An 18,919-nucleotide genomic window follows, 5' to 3' on the forward strand; every position below is an offset into this window, starting at 1 on the left:
TTAAAGAAATTTGTCCGCTCTGTTTAATTTAACCGAACAAGATAAAAAGGCAGGTTTTAATACCTGCCTTTAATAAGGATTAATGACCTAACCAAATGGCAGCGGATATCGCCGGTAATGACAGTACGCAGTCCTGCAAATCGGCCTTACCTTCTTTGATCTGCCAGGCGTTAACATTTAGCAGCGGCGACGCCGGTAAAACCACCTCGCAGGCTTCGCCGCGGTTGATCGCGACCAGCACGCGCTGTTGGTTATAAACGCGTAAAAACACCACCACATTGTCTTGCGCATATATCACCTGACAGCCGCCATAGCGCAGCGCCTGGCTGCGCTGGCGCAGCTTCGCCAGACGCTGGTACAGCGCCAGCAGCGCGGCATCCTGCTTCTCCGCCAGCCAGGGGAAGGGTTTGCGGCAGAACGGGTCGTTGTTGCCATCCAGTCCCACCTCATCGCCGTAGTAAATGCAGGGGACGCCCGGCCAGCTAAACAGCCAGACAACCGCCAGCGGCAGACGCGCGACATCTTTTCCAAGCAGCGATTTAAACCGCGCCGTATCGTGGCTGTCGAGCTGGTTGAACATCCGCAACTGCTGCTGGTGCGAGAGCCCCGCGCGGTAATTCTCCATCCACGCCATACAGGTCTGCGCGTCAATCTGTTGCGGATCGTAAGAAATATCCGTGTTCGCGAGAAACCCCCACAGCGGGAAAGTAAAACCGCGGTAGTTCATCGCCGCGTCTTCGACGTCCGCCTGCAGCCACTGCCGCGCATCGCCAAAGTGCTCGCCGACAATATAGGCGCCCGGCTGCGTCTCTTTCGCCGCCTGCGTAATGCCCGCGACGTGCCGGAGGTTATGCCGCGCTCCGCCGTCTTCGCCAAGCATATGCACCACATCGAGCCGCCAGCCGTCCATATTCCAGGGCGCTTTCAGCCAGTGCCGCACAATGCTGTCTTCACCGCGGTAAATTTCATTAACCAGACTTTCCGATCGGTAGTCCAGTTTTGGCAAACTGGGGTAGCCCAGCCAGTCCAGCGCGACGCCATCCTCTGAAAAGCTGTACCAGTCGTGCCAGGGAGACGCCGGATTATGGCACGCGCCGCCCGTCCCCCGGTTATGCCGGTCAAACCATGCATGGGAATCACCGCTGTGGTTAAACACGCCGTCCAGCACCAGCCGTATCCCCTGCTGCTGCGTCTTCTGCCGCAAACGCATCAGCGCCGGATCGCCGCCAAACTGCGGATCCACGTGACGATAATCTTCCGTGTCATATTTATGCACGCTTGGCGCGATGAAGACCGGATTCAGATACAGCGCGGTCACGCCGAGCTTTTTCAGATACGGCAGCTTCTCGCTGATCCCATCCAGATCGCCGCCATAAAAGGTCGATCCCCCGGCCTGCGCGGTCAGGGGATCGTCCCAGTCGCGCAAAACAATGTCCTGACCAGCCGCATGATGGAAATAGACGTTATCCTGCTGCGCCTCGCGCGGCTGGCTACGCGCAAAACGATCGGGGAAGATCTGATAAAAAATTTGATCGGCCACCCACTGCGGGCCGTTATCCGGCACGTCAACGGCAAACTGCTCAAGGCGGGCCGGCGGGAAGCGGCTGAATCCCTGTGGCGTAAACCAGCGTTGGCGATCGTGCCAGAGCAGCTTAAAGCTGTAGCGGCGACGCGGCTGGCCGCGACTCAGGTCGATGACCGCGCGCCATGCGGTGACGCCGGGATGTGGCTGGCTGCGTAGTTTGTGCATTGCCAGCGACGTTTCTTCGTTGTCATTTTCCGCGCGCAGCGTCACGCGTTGAGGCAGGTTTTCCCCCGCCAGCCAAAGCGTAATGCTCAGTTGCGCTTTGTTTTGCTTAACAAATGGGGCAACCGGAAGGTGCCAGGCGTTCAACATCACGTATCCCCTTTGATGAAAATGCGCTCACCTTGCCACAGCAATTTACAGGATAACTCATCATCTGCAGGTTTATTGGGGGAGGAGTGTGGGGGAGGATATTTTGGCGGCATTGCCGGGTGGCGACGCTGACGCGTCTTATCCGGCCTGCGAGCATTCGCAGACCGGACACACACCGTTACTGCGCCATCAGACGATCGCGACGGCGTTTGAACATCCAGCCAATCAGCAGCAGGACAATCCACGCAAAACCAACGTACAGCGAGATGCGGGTATCCGGGTGATAGCCAATCAGCCCAATGATAAAGACGAGAAAGATCAGCCCGGCGATAGTGGTCGCCACACCGCCTGGCACTTTAAATTTCAGCGCGTTGACCTCGTCGGGCGGCAGACGGCGACGGAAGGCAATCTGCGACAGCAGGATCATAATCCACACCCACACCGTGGCGAAGGTCGCCAGCGAAGCGATAACCAGGAAGACGTTTTCCGGCATGATATAGTTCAGATAAACCGCAAACAGCAGCGCAACGGTCATCACCATCACGGTCACCCACGGAATGCCGCGGCGCGAAGTCCTGGCAAACACTTTCGGCGCGCTGCCCTGCTCCGCCATGCCGTGCAGCATACGACCCACGCCAAAGACGTCAGAGTTAATCGCCGACAGCGAGGCGGTAAGCACCACGAAGTTCAAAATGCTGGCGGCAAACGTTATTCCCAAATGCTGGAAGGTCAGTACAAACGGGCTACCATTGGTTCCCACCTGGTTCCACGGGTAGATCGACATAATGACAAACAGCGTTCCCACGTAGAACACCAGAATACGCATCGGCACTGAGTTAATCGCGCGCGGGATCGATTTCTCCGGGTCTTTCGCCTCCCCGGCGGTGATACCGATGATCTCAATCCCGCCGTAGGCGAACATCACCATCTGGAGAGACATCACCATGCCCAGCCAGCCGTTGCTGAAAAAGCCGCCATTGCTCCACAGGTTATGAATACCGGTCGGCTGACCGCCGTTGCCAATCCCCCAGATGATAATGCCGAAACCGGCGGCAATCATGATGATAATGGTGGCGACTTTAAAGAAGGAGAACCAGAACTCCAGTTCGCCGAAAACCTTCACGCTCATCAGGTTGATGGCGCAAATCAGCAGCACCACGCTAAGCACCCAGATCCAATGCGGCACCGCCGGGAACCAGACGCCCATATAGATACCGAACGCGGTCACGTCGGCGATGGCGACGATCAGTATTTCAAAACAGTAGGTCCAGCCGGTGATGTAGCCCGCCAGCGGGCCGAGGTTTTCTTGCGCATAGCGCGAAAAGGAACTGGCTGCGGGGTTGTGAACGGACATTTCGCCCAATGCGCGCATAATGATATACGCGGCAACCCCGCCAATAATGTACGCCAGCAGTACGCTTGGCCCCGCCATTTTGATGGCGTCCGCCGAGCCGTAGAATAGCCCGGTGCCAATTGCTGAACCCAGTGCCATAAAGCGAATGTGCCGGGTGCTTAGCCCACGCTTTAGCTTGTTATTACTTTCCATCAATTCCTGACCCATCTACACAATAAAAAACCACGGGGTTAAGCAAGATAACCCCGTGGTCAAAACATACTGTCAGCAATCTTAGTGGGCGCTGGAGGTCACCTGCCGACCCGCTGCGCGATCCCAGATAATTGCCAGGACCACTATCACGACGGTGGGCATTAACCACGCCAGTCCCTGTTCCGCCAGCGGTAAACGCTGGGTCCAGGCCGGTAACACGTCGCCGATTGCCGATGCTTTAATCCCGTCAAGGATACCAAAAAGCAGGCTGATAAACATCGCCGGTGCAATAACGCGGGACGAATTATGCCACCATGAGCGGGTAAAACTTAATACAACCAGTGCGATACACGGCGGATAGATCGCCGTCAGCACCGGAATGGAGATCTGAATCAGGTGGCTCAGCCCCAGGTTGGAGACCACCATCGAGAAGCCGCCGAGGATAAACACCAGCGTGCGATACGAAAGCGGGACGTACTGCGCGAAGAACTCCGCGCAGGCGCAAGTCAGGCCAACCGCGGTGACCAGACAGGCGATGAAGATCAGGGCCGCCAGCAGCAAGCTCCCCGCGCCGCCGAAGGTATGCTGAACGTATGCATGCAGGATCGCCGCGCCGTTAACGGACTGATCGACCAGCGTCGCGCTGTCTGACCCCAGACGGAACAGCGCCAGATACAACAGCGTCAGACCAATGCCCGCCATCAGGCCAGCCCAAACGGTATAGCGGGTCAGCAGACGCGCTTCGGTCACGCCGCGCGAGCGCGCCGCGTTCACAATCACGATACCAAATACCATCGCGCCCAGCGTATCCATGGTCAGATAGCCGTTCACAAAACCGTTAGAGAACGCCGCGTTTTCATAAGCGTCCATGGCAGTGCTGATAGGGCCAGCCGGCCAGATAATTGCCGCAACGGACAGGACGATCAGCGCGATAATTTTCAGCGGCGCCAGGAAATTCCCTACCGTATCCAGCAGTTTGCCAGGATAGAGCGACACCAGAATAACGAGGGCGAAATAGACCACGCTATAGATAAACAGCGGCATCGCCGAGTCGCCGGTCAGCGGCGCGATGCCCACTTCAAACGACACGGTCGCGGTGCGCGGGGTCGCAAACAGTGGTCCAACCGCCAGGTAACAGACGGTTGCCAGCAGGACGCCCGCCACTTTACCGATTGGGGTGCTCAGGCTGTCCACGCCGCCACCCACTTTCGCCAGCGCGATCACGGTCAACACCGGCAGACCCACGGCGGTAATCAGAAAGCCGAAAGCCGCAGTCCAGACGTGCTCGCCCGCCTGCAGACCAACCATTGGTGGAAAGATAATATTTCCTGCGCCGACGAACAGCGCAAAAGTCATAAAGCCAAGGGCGATAATATCGCGCGATTTTAACTGATGGGTCATAAAGCTTACGGCCTGTGGATGTGGTGTTGATTAAATTAAAATTTTTTACCTTTCCCTACGGGAAGATACAGCGGATTTTTTAAGCAATTCCAGCGGGATATGCTCCTGGGCTGGCGCGGTGAAGAATAGTTTTTCGAATTACCGCCTGAATGCAGTCAGACCGCCAGCATCTGGGGCGCAATTTAAACGCTTATAACGTTTTAAAGCAAGGAGGGATCTAAAAACCGGAACATTATCGCGATATCGAATTCAGAGTTGGCATAAAACACCATTCTTAAGAAAAAGTCATGGCTTATCATGCGAACAAAAAACGACCAGACGTTGCGAAATTTAGTGGACTGTTCTTAACCGCAAACAAAATAAGCCAGCATTCGCTGGCTTATGGAAAGATAGCCTTACGATCGGGCATTAAGCCGATTTTTTGGCAATTAAACGTTCCGGCAGCACAAAACTAAAGCGCGTGCCTTTGCCCAGTTCACTGTCAATCGATAAGCGGCTTTCATGATGATTCACCGCATGTTTAACGATGGCCAGCCCGAGCCCACTGCCGCCGGTTTGCCGCGAACGGGCCTTGTCGACGCGGTAAAAACGCTCGGTCAGACGCGGCAAGTGTTCCGGCGCGATCCCCGGACCATTATCCTCCACGCTGAACGCCGCACCGTGCGGCACAGCGTGCCAACGTACAGTGATGTGGGTTCCTTCCGGCGTATGGTTTACCGCGTTATACACCAGGTTAGAAATCGCGCTACGCAACTGTTCTTCATTCCCCAGCACCTTAAGCTGATTATCGACCTCAAAGCTGAAGGTGTGCTTATTCTGGCTCAGCGTTTGCGCTTCGCGTTCCACCATGCGCAGCATCATCGGCACATCGACCTGCTCATTGAGCAACAGCGTCGGCGAGGCTTCAATCTTCGACAGCGTCAGCAATTGTTTCACCAGTCCTTCCATCCGGAAAGTCTGTTCGCGCATCGTCAGCAACGCTTTCTCGCGCGTGGCCCCTTCCAGCGGCTGTTCGTGCATCATTTCCAGATACCCCTGCAGCACAGTGAGCGGCGTGCGTAGCTCGTGGCTGACGTTGGCAAAGAAGTTGCGTCGCGCCCCTTCAAGCTGGTGCATCTGGGTCACGTCCCGGGCGACCATCAGCAACTGCTTGTCGGTATAAGGCATCACGCGAATCTCCAGATGCCGTCCGGTATTGAGCACCAGATTCAGCGGCCGGGTGAAATCACGCGTTTTGAGATAGTGAGTGAACTCAGGATAACGCAGCAAGTTCAGGATATTCTGCCCGTTATCGTCGGGCCAGCGTAGCCCCAGCACCTGTTGCGCCAGGCCGTTACACCAAAAAATTCCGCCCTCTTCGGTGGTTAATACCACCGCATCCGGTAGCGACTCCGCCCCGCTGCGAAAGCGTTTGATCAGGTTTCCCAGTTCACGCCGACGTTTTTTGTTACGCAGCTGCATCTGATGCAGCCCGTACAGCAGCGGCTCCCAGCTTCCGCTGCCCGGCGGCGGCGTCATGCTGCGGTCAACCCACAGCCACCATGACAGGCGTAACAAATTCCAGAAATGCCAGATGAGCAGTCCCGTTACCGACGCCAACAAAAACCACGGCAGGTAACCAAAAATAGCGCTGAGGATAAAGGCCGGGATACAGCAAAGTATCAGTTCCAGCACCAGCCTTTTCCATGACAGTCTTTCCAGCACGCGTCATACTCCGTTCTGAGCCAGGCCTGCGCCTGGCGCTTGTTTTACCCTTCAGAAGCGGGTTGAAAAACGATACCCTGTCCCACGTACCGTCTGAACCATCCGGTCATGACCGCTGGTTTCCAGCGCCTTGCGCAGACGTCGAATATGCACATCGACCGTGCGATCCTCAACGTAAACGTTAGTGCCCCAGACGTGGTTCAACAACTGTTCACGGCTGTAAACGCGTTCCGGGTGAGTCATAAAGAAGTGCAGTAACTTGAATTCCGTCGGCCCCATATCGAGAGGGTTTTCGCCGGTCATGACGCGGTGGGAGGTCGGGTCCAGGCTCAGCCCCTGCATCTCGATCACCTCTTCCACTGCCATAGGCGAAATGCGGCGCATAACGGCTTTGATACGCGCCACCAGTTCTTTCGGGGAAAACGGCTTGGTTATGTAGTCGTCTGCGCCGGTTTCCAGGCCGCGCACGCGGTCTTCTTCTTCGCCTCTGGCGGTGAGCATCATCACCGGAATATCCCGGGTCATCGCTTCGCGTTTGAGGTGTTTAATAAACTGGAGACCAGAACCGCCAGGCAACATCCAGTCAAGGAGGATCAGATCCGGCCAGGGTTCGTTAAGTTGGTTCACCGCACTGTCATAATCTTCGGCTTCGACAGGCTGAAAGCCATTTTGCTCGAGCACGAAGCAGACCATTTCGCGAATTGGAGCTTCATCTTCTACGACCAGAATACGTCTCGCCATGATTTGCCCTGTTTTAGATAAATTGCTAATCATCAATGCGGCGTCATTATGCGTCACTTTTATGACAGATTTATGAAAAAGATAGCGCAGGCTGATGACAGGTTGTTGATTTATTACAAGCCATACAGGAGATATTACCGTCCGTGAAAAGGTATAATCCCCGCCACGCTTTTTTGCCATGGAACCGTTATGCGCATCTTACACACCTCTGACTGGCATCTGGGACAGAATTTTTACAGCAAAAGCCGCGCCGCTGAGCACCAGGCCTTTCTCGACTGGCTGCTGGCAACGGCGACCGAGCAGCAGGTGGATGCCATTATTGTCGCAGGTGACATTTTTGATACCGGCTCGCCGCCAAGCTACGCCCGCGAACTGTACAACCGTTTTGTCGTCAATTTACAGCAAACTGGCTGTCATCTGGTGGTGCTGGCGGGCAACCATGACTCCGTCGCCACGCTCAACGAGTCCCGCGAAATCCTCGCCTTTCTGAATACCACCGTTGTCGCCAGCGCCGGACACGGTCCACAGCTTCTGCATCGCCGCGACGGAACGCCCGGCGCGGTACTGTGCCCAATTCCCTTTTTACGCCCGCGCGACATCGTTACCAGCCAGGCCGGATTGAGTGGTCTGGAAAAACAGCAGCACCTGCTGAGCGCCATCACCGACTACTATCAGCAACAGTATCAGGCCGCCTGCGCCCTGCGCGGCGAACACACGCTGCCGATTATCGCCACCGGTCACCTGACTACCGTCGGCGCGAGTAAAAGTGACGCGGTGCGTGACATTTATATTGGCACCCTCGATGCGTTTCCCGCGCAAAATTTCCCTCCCGCCGATTATATCGCGCTGGGTCATATCCACCGTGCGCAGCAGATTGGCGGTACCGGGCACATCCGTTACTGCGGCTCCCCCATCGCCCTGAGCTTTGACGAGTGCGGTAAACATAAATGCGTCCATCTGGTGAGCTTTGAAAACGGCAAACTGGCGAGCGTCGACAACCTTACTGTGCCGGTCACACAGCCGCTGGCGGTACTGAAAGGCGATTTCGCCGCTATCACTGAGCAGCTTGAACAGTGGCGTGACGCGCCGCAAACGCCGCCGGTCTGGCTGGATATTGAGATCACCACCGACGAATACCTGCATGATATGCAGCGCAAGATCCAGGCGCTGACCGAAACGTTGCCCGTGGAAGTGCTGCTGGTGCGCCGCAGTCGCGAACAGCGCGAACGTATGCTAAGCAACGAACGACGGGAGACGCTGAGCGAGCTGAGCGTTGACGAGGTGTTTACCCGCCGTCTGGCCCTTGAGGCACTCGACGATCCTCAGCGCCAGCGCCTGATCTCGCTGTTTCACACCACCTTACAGACGCTGTCCGGGGAGGATGACGCATGAAGATTCTCAGCCTGCGCCTGAAAAATCTCAACTCGCTGAAAGGGGAATGGAAGGTAGATTTTACTGCTGAACCCTTCGCCAGTAACGGTTTGTTCGCCATCACCGGCCCCACGGGCGCCGGAAAAACGACGCTGCTGGACGCCGTCTGTCTGGCGCTCTACCACGAGACGCCGCGTCTGAATACTGTTTCACAGTCGCAAAACGATCTGATGACCCGCGACACCGCTGAATGTCTGGCGGAAGTGGAATTTGAGGTAAAAGGCGAAGCCTACCGCGCATTCTGGAGCCAGAATCGCGCCCGCAACCAGCCTGACGGCAATTTACAAGCGCCGCGCGTGGAGCTGGCGCGCTGCGCCGACGGGAAAATTCTTGCCGATAAGGTGAAAGATAAGCTTGAGATGACCGCCGAACTGACCGGTCTGGACTACGGACGCTTTACCCGCTCAATGCTGCTCTCTCAGGGACAATTCGCCGCCTTCCTCAATGCTAAACCGAAGGAGCGCGCAGAACTGCTGGAGGAGCTGACCGGGACGGAAATCTACGGACAAATTTCGGCGAAGGTATTTGATCAACACAAAACCGCGCGGGCCGATCTGGAGAAACTTCAGGCGCAGGCCAGCGGCGTCGCGCTGTTAGCGCCTGAGGCGCGACAGGCGCTGAATGAACGTTTGCAGGCGCTCACTGACGAAGAACAACAGCTTGCCGCGCGGCAGTCAACCCTGCAACAGCACCTGAACTGGCTGACGCGGCAGCACGAACTGCACGCGGAAACACAGCGTCGGCAGCAGGCGCTGGAAACAGCGCAAGCGGCATTACAGCAGGCCCAGCCGCAGCTTGCGCCGCTGAACCTGGCGCAGCCGGCCAGAGCGTTACGCCCACACTGGGAACGTATTCAGGAACAATCCGCTATCCTTTCCCGCACCCGCCAGCAGATTCAAGAAGTAAATGCTCGCTTACAAAGTACGCTTAGGCTGCGCAGCCGTATTCGCCGCTATGCGCAACAGCAGTCCGCGACGCTGGTAAACGCTCAGCAAACGCTGACGGCCTGGCTTAGCGAACACGATCGCTTCCGCATGTGGAGCAACGAGCTGGGCGGCTGGCGGGCGCTGTTTGCCCAGCAGGCCAGCGACGCCGTCCAGCGGGAGAAATGGCGGCAACAGCTGGCGTCAGATACCCGCAAGCGGGAAGCATTGCCGACGCTGACCCTCTCCCTCACGCCAGATGAGGTTACCGCAGCGCTGGCCCAACATGCGCGACAGCGCCCGACTCGCCAGCGCCTGCTGGCGCTGCATGGCCAGCTCGCCCCCAACATTAAGCGTCTGGAGCAGCTTAAAACGCTGATTGCGCAGAATACGCGCACGCTGGCGGAGCAAACCGCGCAACTGGACGCCAGGCGCCAGCAGTATAAAGAGAAAAACCAGCATTACCTCGACGTCAAAACCCTCTGTGAACAGGAATCGCGAATTAAAGATCTCGAAAGCCAGCGCGCGCTGTTGCAGTCCGGACAGCCCTGTCCGCTTTGCGGCTCGACCACGCATCCGGCGGTAGCGGCCTATCAGGCGCTCGAACTCAGCGTCAATCAGGCGCGACGTGACGCGCTGGAAAAAGAGGTCAACGCGCTGGCGGAACAAGGCGCCACGCTGCGCGGGCAGTGCGACGCCCTGAAGCAACAGGTGCAGCGCGACGAGAACGAAGCGCAGGCGCTGGCGAAAGATGAGCAAGCGCTCACTGTTGAATGGCAGGCATTAATTCGCGATCTCAATATCACGCTGCAGCCACAGGATGATATTCAACCCTGGCTAACGGCGCAGGACGATCATGAAAAACAGCTTTACCAGCTCAGCCAACGCCATGATCTGGACGCGCAACTCGTCGCGCATCAACAGCAGATCACGCAGTTTAGTCAGCAGATTAACCAGCGTCAGGCGATGCTGACCGCGCAGCTCAGTCGCTACGCACTCTCCCTGCCGGACGAGGGGCACGAAGAGGCGTGGCTACACGCACGCGCCGCGGAGGCGCAGACGTGGCAACAAAAGCAGACCGAGCTTAACGAACTGCAGGCGCGTATCGCGCAGTTGACCCCACTACTCGAGACCCTGCCCCCAGCCGAGGCGGATTCAGAAGATCCTGCGCCGGTTTCGCTGGACCACTGGCGTCAGGTGCACGACGACTGTCTGTCGCTGCAAAGCCAGTTGCAAACATTAGAGCAACAGGCGGTGAACGAGAATCAGCGCGCCAGCGAAGCCCAAACGCAGTTTACGGCGGCGCTGGAAAGCAGCATGTTTGCCGACCAGGCGGCGTTTCTCGCCGCGTTGCTGGATGAGGAGACCCTTGCGCGCCTTGAGCAACTCAGGCAGTCGCTGGAAAACCAGTTGCAGCAGGCCCGCACGTTAGCGGCACAGTCCACGCAGGCACTGGCGACGCATCAGCAACAGCCGCCTGCCGGTCTGGATCCCACCTTATCGATTGCGCAGATCCAGGCGGATGCCGCGCAGCTCAACGGCCAGCTACGTGAAAACGCCACCCGGCAGGGAGAGATTCGCCAGCAGCTGAAGCAGGACGCCGACAATCGACAACAACAGCAAAGCCTGATGCAGGCGATCGCCAGCGCCAGCCAGCAGGTTGAGGACTGGGGCTATCTGAACGCGCTTATTGGCTCAAAAGAGGGTGATAAGTTCCGTAAATTCGCTCAGGGCCTGACGCTGGATAATCTGGTCTCGCTGGCGAATAACCAGCTCACGCGTTTGCATGGTCGCTATTTGCTTACGCGAAAAGCCAGCGACGCGCTGGAGCTGGAGGTGGTGGATACCTGGCAGGCGGACGCCGTGCGGGATACCCGCACCCTTTCCGGCGGCGAGAGTTTCCTCGTCAGCCTCGCGCTGGCACTGGCGCTTTCGGATCTAGTGAGCCACAAAACGCGCATTGATTCGCTGTTTCTCGATGAAGGTTTCGGCACCCTTGATAGCGAAACGCTGGACACCGCGCTGGATGCGCTGGATGCGCTGAACGCCAGCGGCAAGACCATCGGCGTGATTAGCCATGTGGAGGCGATGAAAGAGCGGATCCCGGTGCAAATTAAGGTGAAGAAAATCAACGGGCTCGGTTATAGCAAACTTGCCCCCCTGTTTGCGGTGACGAAGTGAATGGCATGCCGGGTGGCGTTTCGCTTATCCGGCCTGCTCAACAGACACGCCGCCATTCGGCAAAGACCGATGCGTTAGCACGATCGTCAATACTCAGAGACGAATAAGGAATGGCATTCCGCCCGACTTAGCCGCAAGCTATGACGCGATTGGCTGCGGCAATGCGCAGCCGCTGCGCTTAACCCGCGCACAATAATGGCAGGTGGTATGAACAAGGTTATTTTTTCTTTAGCGCTCGGGACGTTTGGGCTGGGCATGGCCGAATTCGGCATCATGGGGGTATTAACGGAATTAGCCCGCGACGTTGGCATTTCGATTCCCGCCGCCGGACATATGATCTCGTACTACGCGTTTGGCGTGGTGCTGGGCGCCCCCATTATCGCCCTTTTTTCCAGTCGCTTTTCGCTCAAGCATATTCTGCTGTTTCTGGTGACCCTGTGCGTCATCGGCAACGCGATATTTACCCTCTCCTCTTCTTACGCCATGCTGGCGGTCGGCAGGCTGGTCTCCGGCTTTCCGCACGGCGCTTTCTTTGGCGTGGGCGCGATAATTCTGTCTAAACTCGTCCGGCCGGGAAAAGTCACCGCCGCCGTGGCGGGGATGGTGGCCGGAATGACCGTCGCAAATCTGGTTGGCATCCCGCTCGGGACGTTTCTCAGCCATGAATTCAGCTGGCGCTATACCTTTTTGCTGATCGCCGTGTTTAACGTTGCGGTGATGGTCTCGATCGGTTTCTGGGTGCCTGATCTGCATGATGAAGCGAAAGGAAAGCTGCGTGAACAGTTTCATTTCCTGAAAAGCCCCGCGCCATGGCTGATATTTTCCGCCACCCTGTTCGGCAATGCCGGGGTTTTCGCCTGGTTCAGCTATATCAAACCGTACATGATTTACGTTTCCGGCTTCAGCGAGACGGTCATGACTTTCATCATGATGCTGGTCGGGCTGGGGATGGTACTGGGCAACCTGCTTAGCGGACGGTTATCGGGTCGCTTTTCTCCGCTTCGGATCGCGGCGACAACCGACTTTGTCATCGTCCTGTGTCTGCTGCTGCTCTTTTATGTGGGCGGGATAAAAGTCGCGTCGCTGACGTTTGCGTTTATCTGCTGCGCCGGACTGTTTGCCCTTTCCGCGCCGCTGCAGATCCTGCTGCTGGAAAATGCCAAAGGCGGCGAACTGCTGGGCGCGGCAGGGGGGCAAATCGCCTTTAATCTCGGGAGCGCTATTGGCGCATACTGCGGCGGAATGATGCTGACGCTGGGTTTTGCCTATCACTATGTGGCGCTGCCCGCCGCCCTGCTGTCGTTTACGGCAATGGCGTCATTGTTGATGTATGGACGCGTTAAGCGCCGACAGCACCCGGTGTCACCGGTGGCCGGAGGGCGCTGACGCGCGTCCGGCCTATACGTACTGCCCGCAGGAATATTACCCTTGCGGCCACAGCCACGCGGCGCCGCGCACGCCGCTGGAGTCGCCGTGTAGCGCTTTACGGATTGGCGTTTCACACTCACCGCCAAAGACAAACTGTTTGATAAGCGTCGGAACGGTTTTATACAAACGATCGACATTGCTCATCCCGCCGCCCAGCACGATCGCATCCGGATCGAGTATGTTCACTATATGGGCAAGCGATTTCGCCAGCCGCAGCTCGTAGCGGCTTAACGCCAGCTCGGCCACCGGATCCTGCGCCGCCACACGCTGCATGATGTCGCTGCCCTGCAGCGGATGCCCGCTCAGGCGGTGGTAATCGGTCGCGAAGCCGGTGCCGGAGATAAACGTTTCAATACACCCCTGTTTGCCACAATAGCAGGGCACCTCCTCGCGATAGCGAAGCTCATCTTCATCCATCCACGGCAATGGATTATGCCCCCACTCGCCCGCCGTACCGTTCCCTCCGATGTGCGCCCGTCCGTTCAGCGCAACGCCTGCGCCGCAGCCGGTACCAATAATCACCGCAAACACCGTTTGCGCTCCGGCAGCCGCGCCGTCGACCGCTTCAGAAACCGCCAGACAGTTTGCGTCATTCGCCAGGCGCACCTCACGCTGCAAACGCGCGCACAGATCGCGGTCGAATGGCTGTCCGTTAAGCCAGGTCGAATTGGCGTTTTTCACCACGCCGGTGTAGGGCGACAGGGAACCGGGAATGCCTATTCCGACCGTTCCCGTCTGCCCGGTAGCGCGTTCGGCCATGGCGACCAACGTCGCAATAGTCTCAATAGTTTGCTGATAATCCTCACGCGGCGTCGGCAGGCGATGGCGGAACAATTGCTCCCCCGCCTCGCCGAGCGCAATCACTTCCGTTTTGGTACCGCCAAGGTCAATACCTATACGCACAGGCCACTCCTTATTTTTTTCGGCAATATCAATAGCGTAGAGTCGGGCTTTCGCTTAAGCAATGCAAGGCCGCCGACAATTCGCTACTATACGCGCTGGATTTAACGACAAGGCCGTGGAAATTATCATGCTGTGGTTCAAAAATTTAATGGTTTACCGTCTTAGCCGCGATATTTCGTTGCGCGCTGAAGAGATGGAAAAACAGCTAGCCTCAATGACGTTTACCCCTTGCGGTAGCCAGGATATGGCCAAAATGGGCTGGGTGCCGCCAATGGGATCGCACAGCGATGCACTGACGCATGCCCACAACGGCCAGATCCTGATTTGCGCGCGTAAAGAAGAGAAGATCCTGCCTTCGCCGGTCATCAAACAGGCGCTGGAAGCGAAGATCGCCAAGCTGGAAGCCGAGCAAGCGCGTAAGCTGAAAAAAACGGAAAAAGATTCGCTGAAGGATGAAGTGCTGCATTCTCTGTTGCCGCGCGCCTTCAGTCGCTTCAGCCAGACAATGATGTGGATCGACACGGTTAACGGGCTGATCATGGTGGACTGCGCCAGCGCCAAAAAAGCGGAAGATACGCTGGCGCTGCTGCGTAAATGCCTCGGTTCGCTGCCGGTGGTTCCGCTGGCGCTGGAAAATCCGATCGAATTGACGCTCACTGAATGGGTGCGTTCCGGCACCGTGGCTCAGGGCTTCCAGTTGCTGGACGAAGCCGAACTGAAAGCGATGCTGGAAGATGGCGGCGTGATCCGGGCGAAAAAACAGGATCTGGTGAGCGACGAAATCGCGGTGCACATTGAAGCCGGTAAAGTGGTGACCAAGCTGGCCCTCGACTGGCAGCAGCGCATTCAGTTTATGGTTTGCGATGACGGTTCGATTAAGCGTCTGAAATTCAGCGACGAACTGCGCGATCAAAACGAAGATATCGATCGGGAAGATTTCGCCCAGCGTTTCGACGCTGACTTTATCCTGATGACCGGAGAGCTGGCGGCGTTGATCCAGAATCTGGTGGAAGGCCTGGGTGGAGAAGCCCAGCGCTAAAGCGCGGTTGCTGCGCAAGGAAAGGCCGGACAAGACGCTTTTGTGTCGCTATCCGGCCTTTCTCGTTTACAGATAGCGGCAAAGGTAGGAGGTCGGCTCCGCCACCTGCAAATGGAACTCACTGTGGCCAGGGACGTTAAATACCTCGCCGGCGGCATACACTTTCCATTCGGTTGCGCCCGGCAAAAGGACATTCAACGCGCCGCTCACTACCGTCATTTCTTCCGGCTCTGCGGTACCAAACGTGTATTCCCCTTCCAGCATCACGCCAACGCTGGCGCGGCCAGTGCTGCTGCTGGTAAAGCCGATCGATTTCACTTTGCCGGAAAAGTATTCGTTACTTTGAAGCATAAACTGACCCTGTCTGGTGATTAAATTCACTCCCAATATAGGGTCCTGACCTTTCGCCTGTCACGCAAAATTAAACCAGCAATTCAGAAGCCAGCCGTGCAATCAATACATTAGAGAGCAAAACCGGCACATCCAACGACTTTTGCAGCACATCGCGGTGACGCTGATGAAATCCCAGGCAGTCCAGCATAATCACATCCGCGCCCTGCTCAAGCAGCGCTTTGCCGGCGTCGATCAACTGCTGGACGCTGCCATGCACCGGATTCGCCAGTGAATAAACCGGCGGCGACGCCAGCACCTGCCACTTTTCCGCCTGGGCAGACATAAGCTCCTCGACCGGCACGATACCGCCCACCTGATGTCCGTCAACGATAGAGGCCACCAGCGGCGGGATAATACGTCGCGGCTCCAGCAGAATACTGTTACGGGCGGTCATACTTCTGATGCTCGCGGTGCTCATCAAAAGAATAATGTCGTAACCCTGGTTATCCAGCACCTCAATAACGCTTTGCAGATCGCGTTCGACTTTTTGTTTAGAGACATGGGCCGGTTGATTATCGCTAAGCAGGGTTAAGAGCGGTGCTTCTCCTGCGTCAATTTTATATTCCGTGAGCACATCTTCACGGTTCATTTTTCCAAGCAGGCTGTGATGGGTAATGTGCTGTTCGTCGATGTACTCCGTCAGGAGCGGCAGGATTTCGCTCGTGGGTACAACGCCGATAGTGAGAATTGCCAACGACGCGCTCATTTTTGCCACCTTTTTATATTTCGTCGTTTATTTGCGAACAAATGCTCTACGCCACTGCCGACATTTGCCTGATGCAAATTTAAATGCAAAAAAGCGTAGCAGGAGATGGGCAAAGTATTATGTAAAGATTCCAGATGATTCCAGTAAAATATTGTTATCGTTTAATGTTCTTTTTTTGAAACAAAATGTCATCTGCGAAATATGTGATGCAGCTTCGGTTTAGGGATAACTCAGAATCCATTCCGAGTCGCTTGTGGCGTCAGCTTTTTTCAGGATCTTCGTAACGCTTTTTCGCATCCATCGCTTCTTGCGCCGTCGGATGCTCGCTGATTAACGAGTCGGGTTTCGGGTGATCGGCACGCAACTGATACCAGGTCACGGTCTGACCCGGTGCGCCTTTCTCAATGGTGACAATATACGCTTCCCGTGGATAAGGAGGTCTGGTCGGCATGGCTCTTCCTTTTTGTCAGAATGAACCTTAAGTATAGACGCCGCCTTGTTTACGCTGCGTAACCTGCGCCAGCGCGCCCCGAATTTCAGAAATCACCTGGTCGGGCGCGTTTGACGCATCAATGATGAAATGGGCCGCCTGGCGATACAATATGTCGCGCTGGGCAAGCACCTCTCGCACCTCTTCACTGAGCGGTTTGCCGGTTAGCGCCGGGCGCAGTTCTTCTTCAGGCGACGCTTCCAGGCGTCCCACCAGCGTGGACACCGGCGCGCTTAAATAAACGACAATGCCGTTTTCGCGCATGAAGTGACGATTGTATTCCGTCAGAATAATGCCGCCGCCCGTAGCCACGACCGTCGCAGGGGCAGTGACCGCTTCCAGCGCGGCGGTTTCCCGGGCGCGAAACCCAGGCCAGCCTTCCCGTTCAACGATCTCCGCCACTGTCATTTGCATCTGCGACTGTAGCCATTGGTCGGTATCGACAAAGCGGCAGTTAATTGCCGACGCCAGCGCCATGCCAACCGTTGTCTTTCCACATCCACGCGGACCCACAAGATAAAGCGGTTGCGTCATACCGGGAATTCCCCAAAAAGCCGCGACGTTGCGGAATAAAATGTCGTGAAAGTAATAATCATACCACCCAATGCATAGATAACCCAAAGTGTAAACATTAATTTCCACTTCAGACTAAAAGTAACAATATATCCCTACTATAACAAGAAACAGTGCTGAGAAAACTGTAAAAAATAAATTACATCATCCTTTTCAGCGCTGAGCTTCCCGCCACCACTTCTCCAGCTCAGCCGCGAAGTGCTGGCGGTCACGCGGCGAGAGGCTGTCCGGCCCGCCGGTCTGGATGCCGCTGGCGCGGAGGGTATCCATAAAGTCGCGCATGGTCAGACGCTCGCGGATCGTCGACTCGGTGTAACGCTCCCCGCGCGGGTTGAGCGCTGCGGCGCCTTTCGCCAGCACTTCCGATGCCAGCGGAATATCCGCGGTGATCACCAGATCGCCTGCTGCGCACTGGCGCACGATTTCGTTATCCGCCACATCAAAACCGGCGGGCACGCGCAGCGTGCGGATAAACGGCGACGGTGGAACGCGCAGGGTCTGGTTCGCCACCAGGATCAACGTCTGTTGCATTCGCCCGGCGGCGCGAAAAAGGATCTCTTTAATTACGTTCGGACACGCATCCGCATCAACCCAAATCGTCATACTGTTTCCCGTTAAGAGGCAATTTTCTATTGTCGCGTGCTTTTGCCCTGCGGCAAAGTGCTGTTTGCCCTTCATGGCTCTTTCATAACGCGTTAAGCTAGGCTTTATCAGTCAAAACAACAATTATCACGCATAGGGAGTGACGAGATGGATAAGAAAATCGGTTTTATCGGCTGCGGTAATATGGGTAAAGCGATCCTCGGCGGCCTGATTGCCAGCGGTCAGGTGCTCCCCGGCCAAATTTGGGTTTACACGCCGTCCCCTGAAAAAGTCGCCGCGCTGCGCGACCAGTACGGCATTAACGCTGCGCAATCCGCCCAGGAAGTGGCGCAGATCGCTGATATTGTTTTTGGCGCCGTGAAGCCCGGCATCATGATCAAAGTGCTGAGCGATATCACCTCCAGCCTGAATAAAGAATCGCTGGTGGTGTCGATTGCCGCGGGCGTTACGCTGGACCAGTTGGCTCGCGCGCTGGGGCATGACCGTAAAATCGTTCGTGCGATGCCAAACACGCCGTCGCTGGTCAATGCCGGGATGACCTCCATTACGCCAAATGCGCTGGTGACGCCTGAAGATACTGCTGACGTACTGAACATTTTCCGCTGCTTTGGCGAAGCGGAGGTCATTGCTGAGTCGATGATTCATCCGGTTGTCGGGGTCAGCGGATCCGCGCCTGCCTATGTCTTTATGTTTATCGAAGCGATGGCCGATGCCGCCGTGCTGGGTGGAATGCCGCGCGCCCAGGCCTATAAATTTGCCGCCCAGGCGGTGATGGGCTCCGCAAAGATGGTACTGGAAACCGGTGAGCATCCGGGGGCGTTGAAAGATATGGTCTGCTCGCCGGGCGGTACCACCATCGAAGCGGTACGCGTCCTCGAAGAGCGCGGGTTCCGGGCTGCGGTGATCGAAGCGATGGCGAAGTGTATGGAAAAATCAGAGAAGCTCAGCAAGTCCTGAGCA

Annotated in this window: 16 protein-coding genes; 5 read left to right on the forward strand and 11 right to left on the reverse strand. The window is 56.6% G+C overall.

All coding sequences use genetic code 11. The annotated features are described in order from the left end of the window. Nucleotides 1–79: 79 nt before the first annotated feature. The 5 genes from malZ to phoB all read right to left on the reverse strand — a co-directional run bounded on the left by malZ (nt 80) and on the right by phoB (nt 7,289). On the reverse strand, nt 80–1,897 hold the full coding sequence (gene malZ / locus OOJ60_RS15870) for a maltodextrin glucosidase (RefSeq protein ID WP_205612871.1): 1,818 nt from the start codon (nt 1,895–1,897) through the stop codon (nt 80–82). A gap of 178 nt (nt 1,898–2,075) precedes the next feature. Then, nucleotides 2,076–3,443, reverse strand: a complete 1,368-nt coding sequence (gene proY / locus OOJ60_RS15875; RefSeq protein ID WP_060569071.1) for a proline-specific permease ProY — start codon at nt 3,441–3,443, stop codon at nt 2,076–2,078. 81 nt (nt 3,444–3,524) lie between these two features. Beyond that, complete coding sequence (gene brnQ, locus OOJ60_RS15880; protein WP_060569072.1) at nt 3,525–4,844, reverse strand: branched-chain amino acid transporter carrier protein BrnQ; 1,320 nt, start codon at nt 4,842–4,844, stop codon at nt 3,525–3,527. 408 nt (nt 4,845–5,252) lie between these two features. After that, nucleotides 5,253–6,548 carry a phosphate regulon sensor histidine kinase PhoR gene (gene phoR, locus OOJ60_RS15885; protein ID WP_060569073.1) on the reverse strand — a complete coding sequence of 432 codons (1,296 nt, stop codon included), beginning with the start codon at nt 6,546–6,548 and terminating at the stop codon, nt 5,253–5,255. Between the two features lie 51 nt (nt 6,549–6,599). Next, on the reverse strand, nt 6,600–7,289 hold the full coding sequence (gene phoB / locus OOJ60_RS15890; protein ID WP_042286011.1) for a phosphate response regulator transcription factor PhoB: 690 nt from the start codon (nt 7,287–7,289) through the stop codon (nt 6,600–6,602). Nucleotides 7,290–7,478: 189 nt separating this feature from the next. Between phoB and sbcD the strand changes: the two genes are divergently transcribed. The 3 genes from sbcD to araJ all read left to right on the forward strand — a co-directional run bounded on the left by sbcD (nt 7,479) and on the right by araJ (nt 13,210). Continuing rightward, nucleotides 7,479–8,681, forward strand: a complete 1,203-nt coding sequence (sbcD, locus tag OOJ60_RS15895) for an exonuclease subunit SbcD (protein ID WP_042286014.1) — start codon at nt 7,479–7,481, stop codon at nt 8,679–8,681. After that, entirely contained in the window at nt 8,678–11,824 is a 3,147-nt protein-coding gene (gene sbcC, locus OOJ60_RS15900) for an exonuclease subunit SbcC (protein WP_205612872.1), read from the forward strand. Before sbcD ends, sbcC begins: the two co-directional genes overlap by 4 nt. A 207-nt stretch (nt 11,825–12,031) precedes the next feature. After that, complete coding sequence (gene araJ, locus OOJ60_RS15905; RefSeq protein ID WP_205612873.1) at nt 12,032–13,210, forward strand: MFS transporter AraJ; 1,179 nt, start codon at nt 12,032–12,034, stop codon at nt 13,208–13,210. Nucleotides 13,211–13,246: 36 nt separating this feature from the next. Here the strand turns inward: araJ and mak are convergent, their stop codons facing one another. Next, entirely contained in the window at nt 13,247–14,155 is a 909-nt protein-coding gene (mak, locus tag OOJ60_RS15910; protein ID WP_205612874.1) for a fructokinase, read from the reverse strand. 127 nt (nt 14,156–14,282) lie between these two features. Here mak and rdgC point away from each other — a divergent pair, with 127 nt between their 5' ends. Then, nucleotides 14,283–15,194 carry a recombination-associated protein RdgC gene (gene rdgC, locus OOJ60_RS15915; RefSeq protein WP_042286024.1) on the forward strand — a complete coding sequence of 304 codons (912 nt, stop codon included), beginning with the start codon at nt 14,283–14,285 and terminating at the stop codon, nt 15,192–15,194. A 66-nt stretch (nt 15,195–15,260) separates the two neighbouring features. On the opposite strand, the gene ppnP is transcribed toward rdgC, so the two are convergent. The 5 genes from ppnP to OOJ60_RS15940 form a co-directional block, all read right to left on the reverse strand. Next, nucleotides 15,261–15,545 carry a pyrimidine/purine nucleoside phosphorylase gene (ppnP, locus tag OOJ60_RS15920; protein WP_042286027.1) on the reverse strand — a complete coding sequence of 95 codons (285 nt, stop codon included), beginning with the start codon at nt 15,543–15,545 and terminating at the stop codon, nt 15,261–15,263. Between the two features lie 70 nt (nt 15,546–15,615). Then, nucleotides 15,616–16,293: an AroM family protein gene (locus OOJ60_RS15925; protein ID WP_205612875.1), complete on the reverse strand. Its 678-nt coding sequence runs from the start codon at nt 16,291–16,293 to the stop codon at nt 15,616–15,618. 259 nt (nt 16,294–16,552) lie between these two features. After that, nucleotides 16,553–16,744, reverse strand: a complete 192-nt coding sequence (gene yaiA, locus OOJ60_RS15930) for a protein YaiA (RefSeq protein WP_042286035.1) — start codon at nt 16,742–16,744, stop codon at nt 16,553–16,555. Nucleotides 16,745–16,771: 27 nt separating this feature from the next. Continuing rightward, the gene (aroL, locus tag OOJ60_RS15935; protein ID WP_181821885.1) at nt 16,772–17,317 is read right to left on the reverse strand and encodes a shikimate kinase AroL; all 546 of its coding nucleotides are present in this window, start codon (nt 17,315–17,317) and stop codon (nt 16,772–16,774) included. A 192-nt stretch (nt 17,318–17,509) separates the two neighbouring features. After that, nucleotides 17,510–17,959, reverse strand: a complete 450-nt coding sequence (locus OOJ60_RS15940) for a YaiI/YqxD family protein (protein ID WP_042286041.1) — start codon at nt 17,957–17,959, stop codon at nt 17,510–17,512. Between the two features lie 147 nt (nt 17,960–18,106). Between OOJ60_RS15940 and proC the strand changes: the two genes are divergently transcribed. Next, nucleotides 18,107–18,916 (forward strand): pyrroline-5-carboxylate reductase, encoded by an 810-nt coding sequence (gene proC, locus OOJ60_RS15945; protein ID WP_042286044.1) that lies wholly within the window; start codon nt 18,107–18,109, stop codon nt 18,914–18,916. Nucleotides 18,917–18,919: the final 3 nt, after the last annotated feature.

Source organism: Citrobacter sp. R4, assembly GCF_026719175.1.
Classification (GTDB): Bacteria; Pseudomonadota; Gammaproteobacteria; order Enterobacterales; family Enterobacteriaceae; genus Citrobacter_A; species Citrobacter_A sedlakii.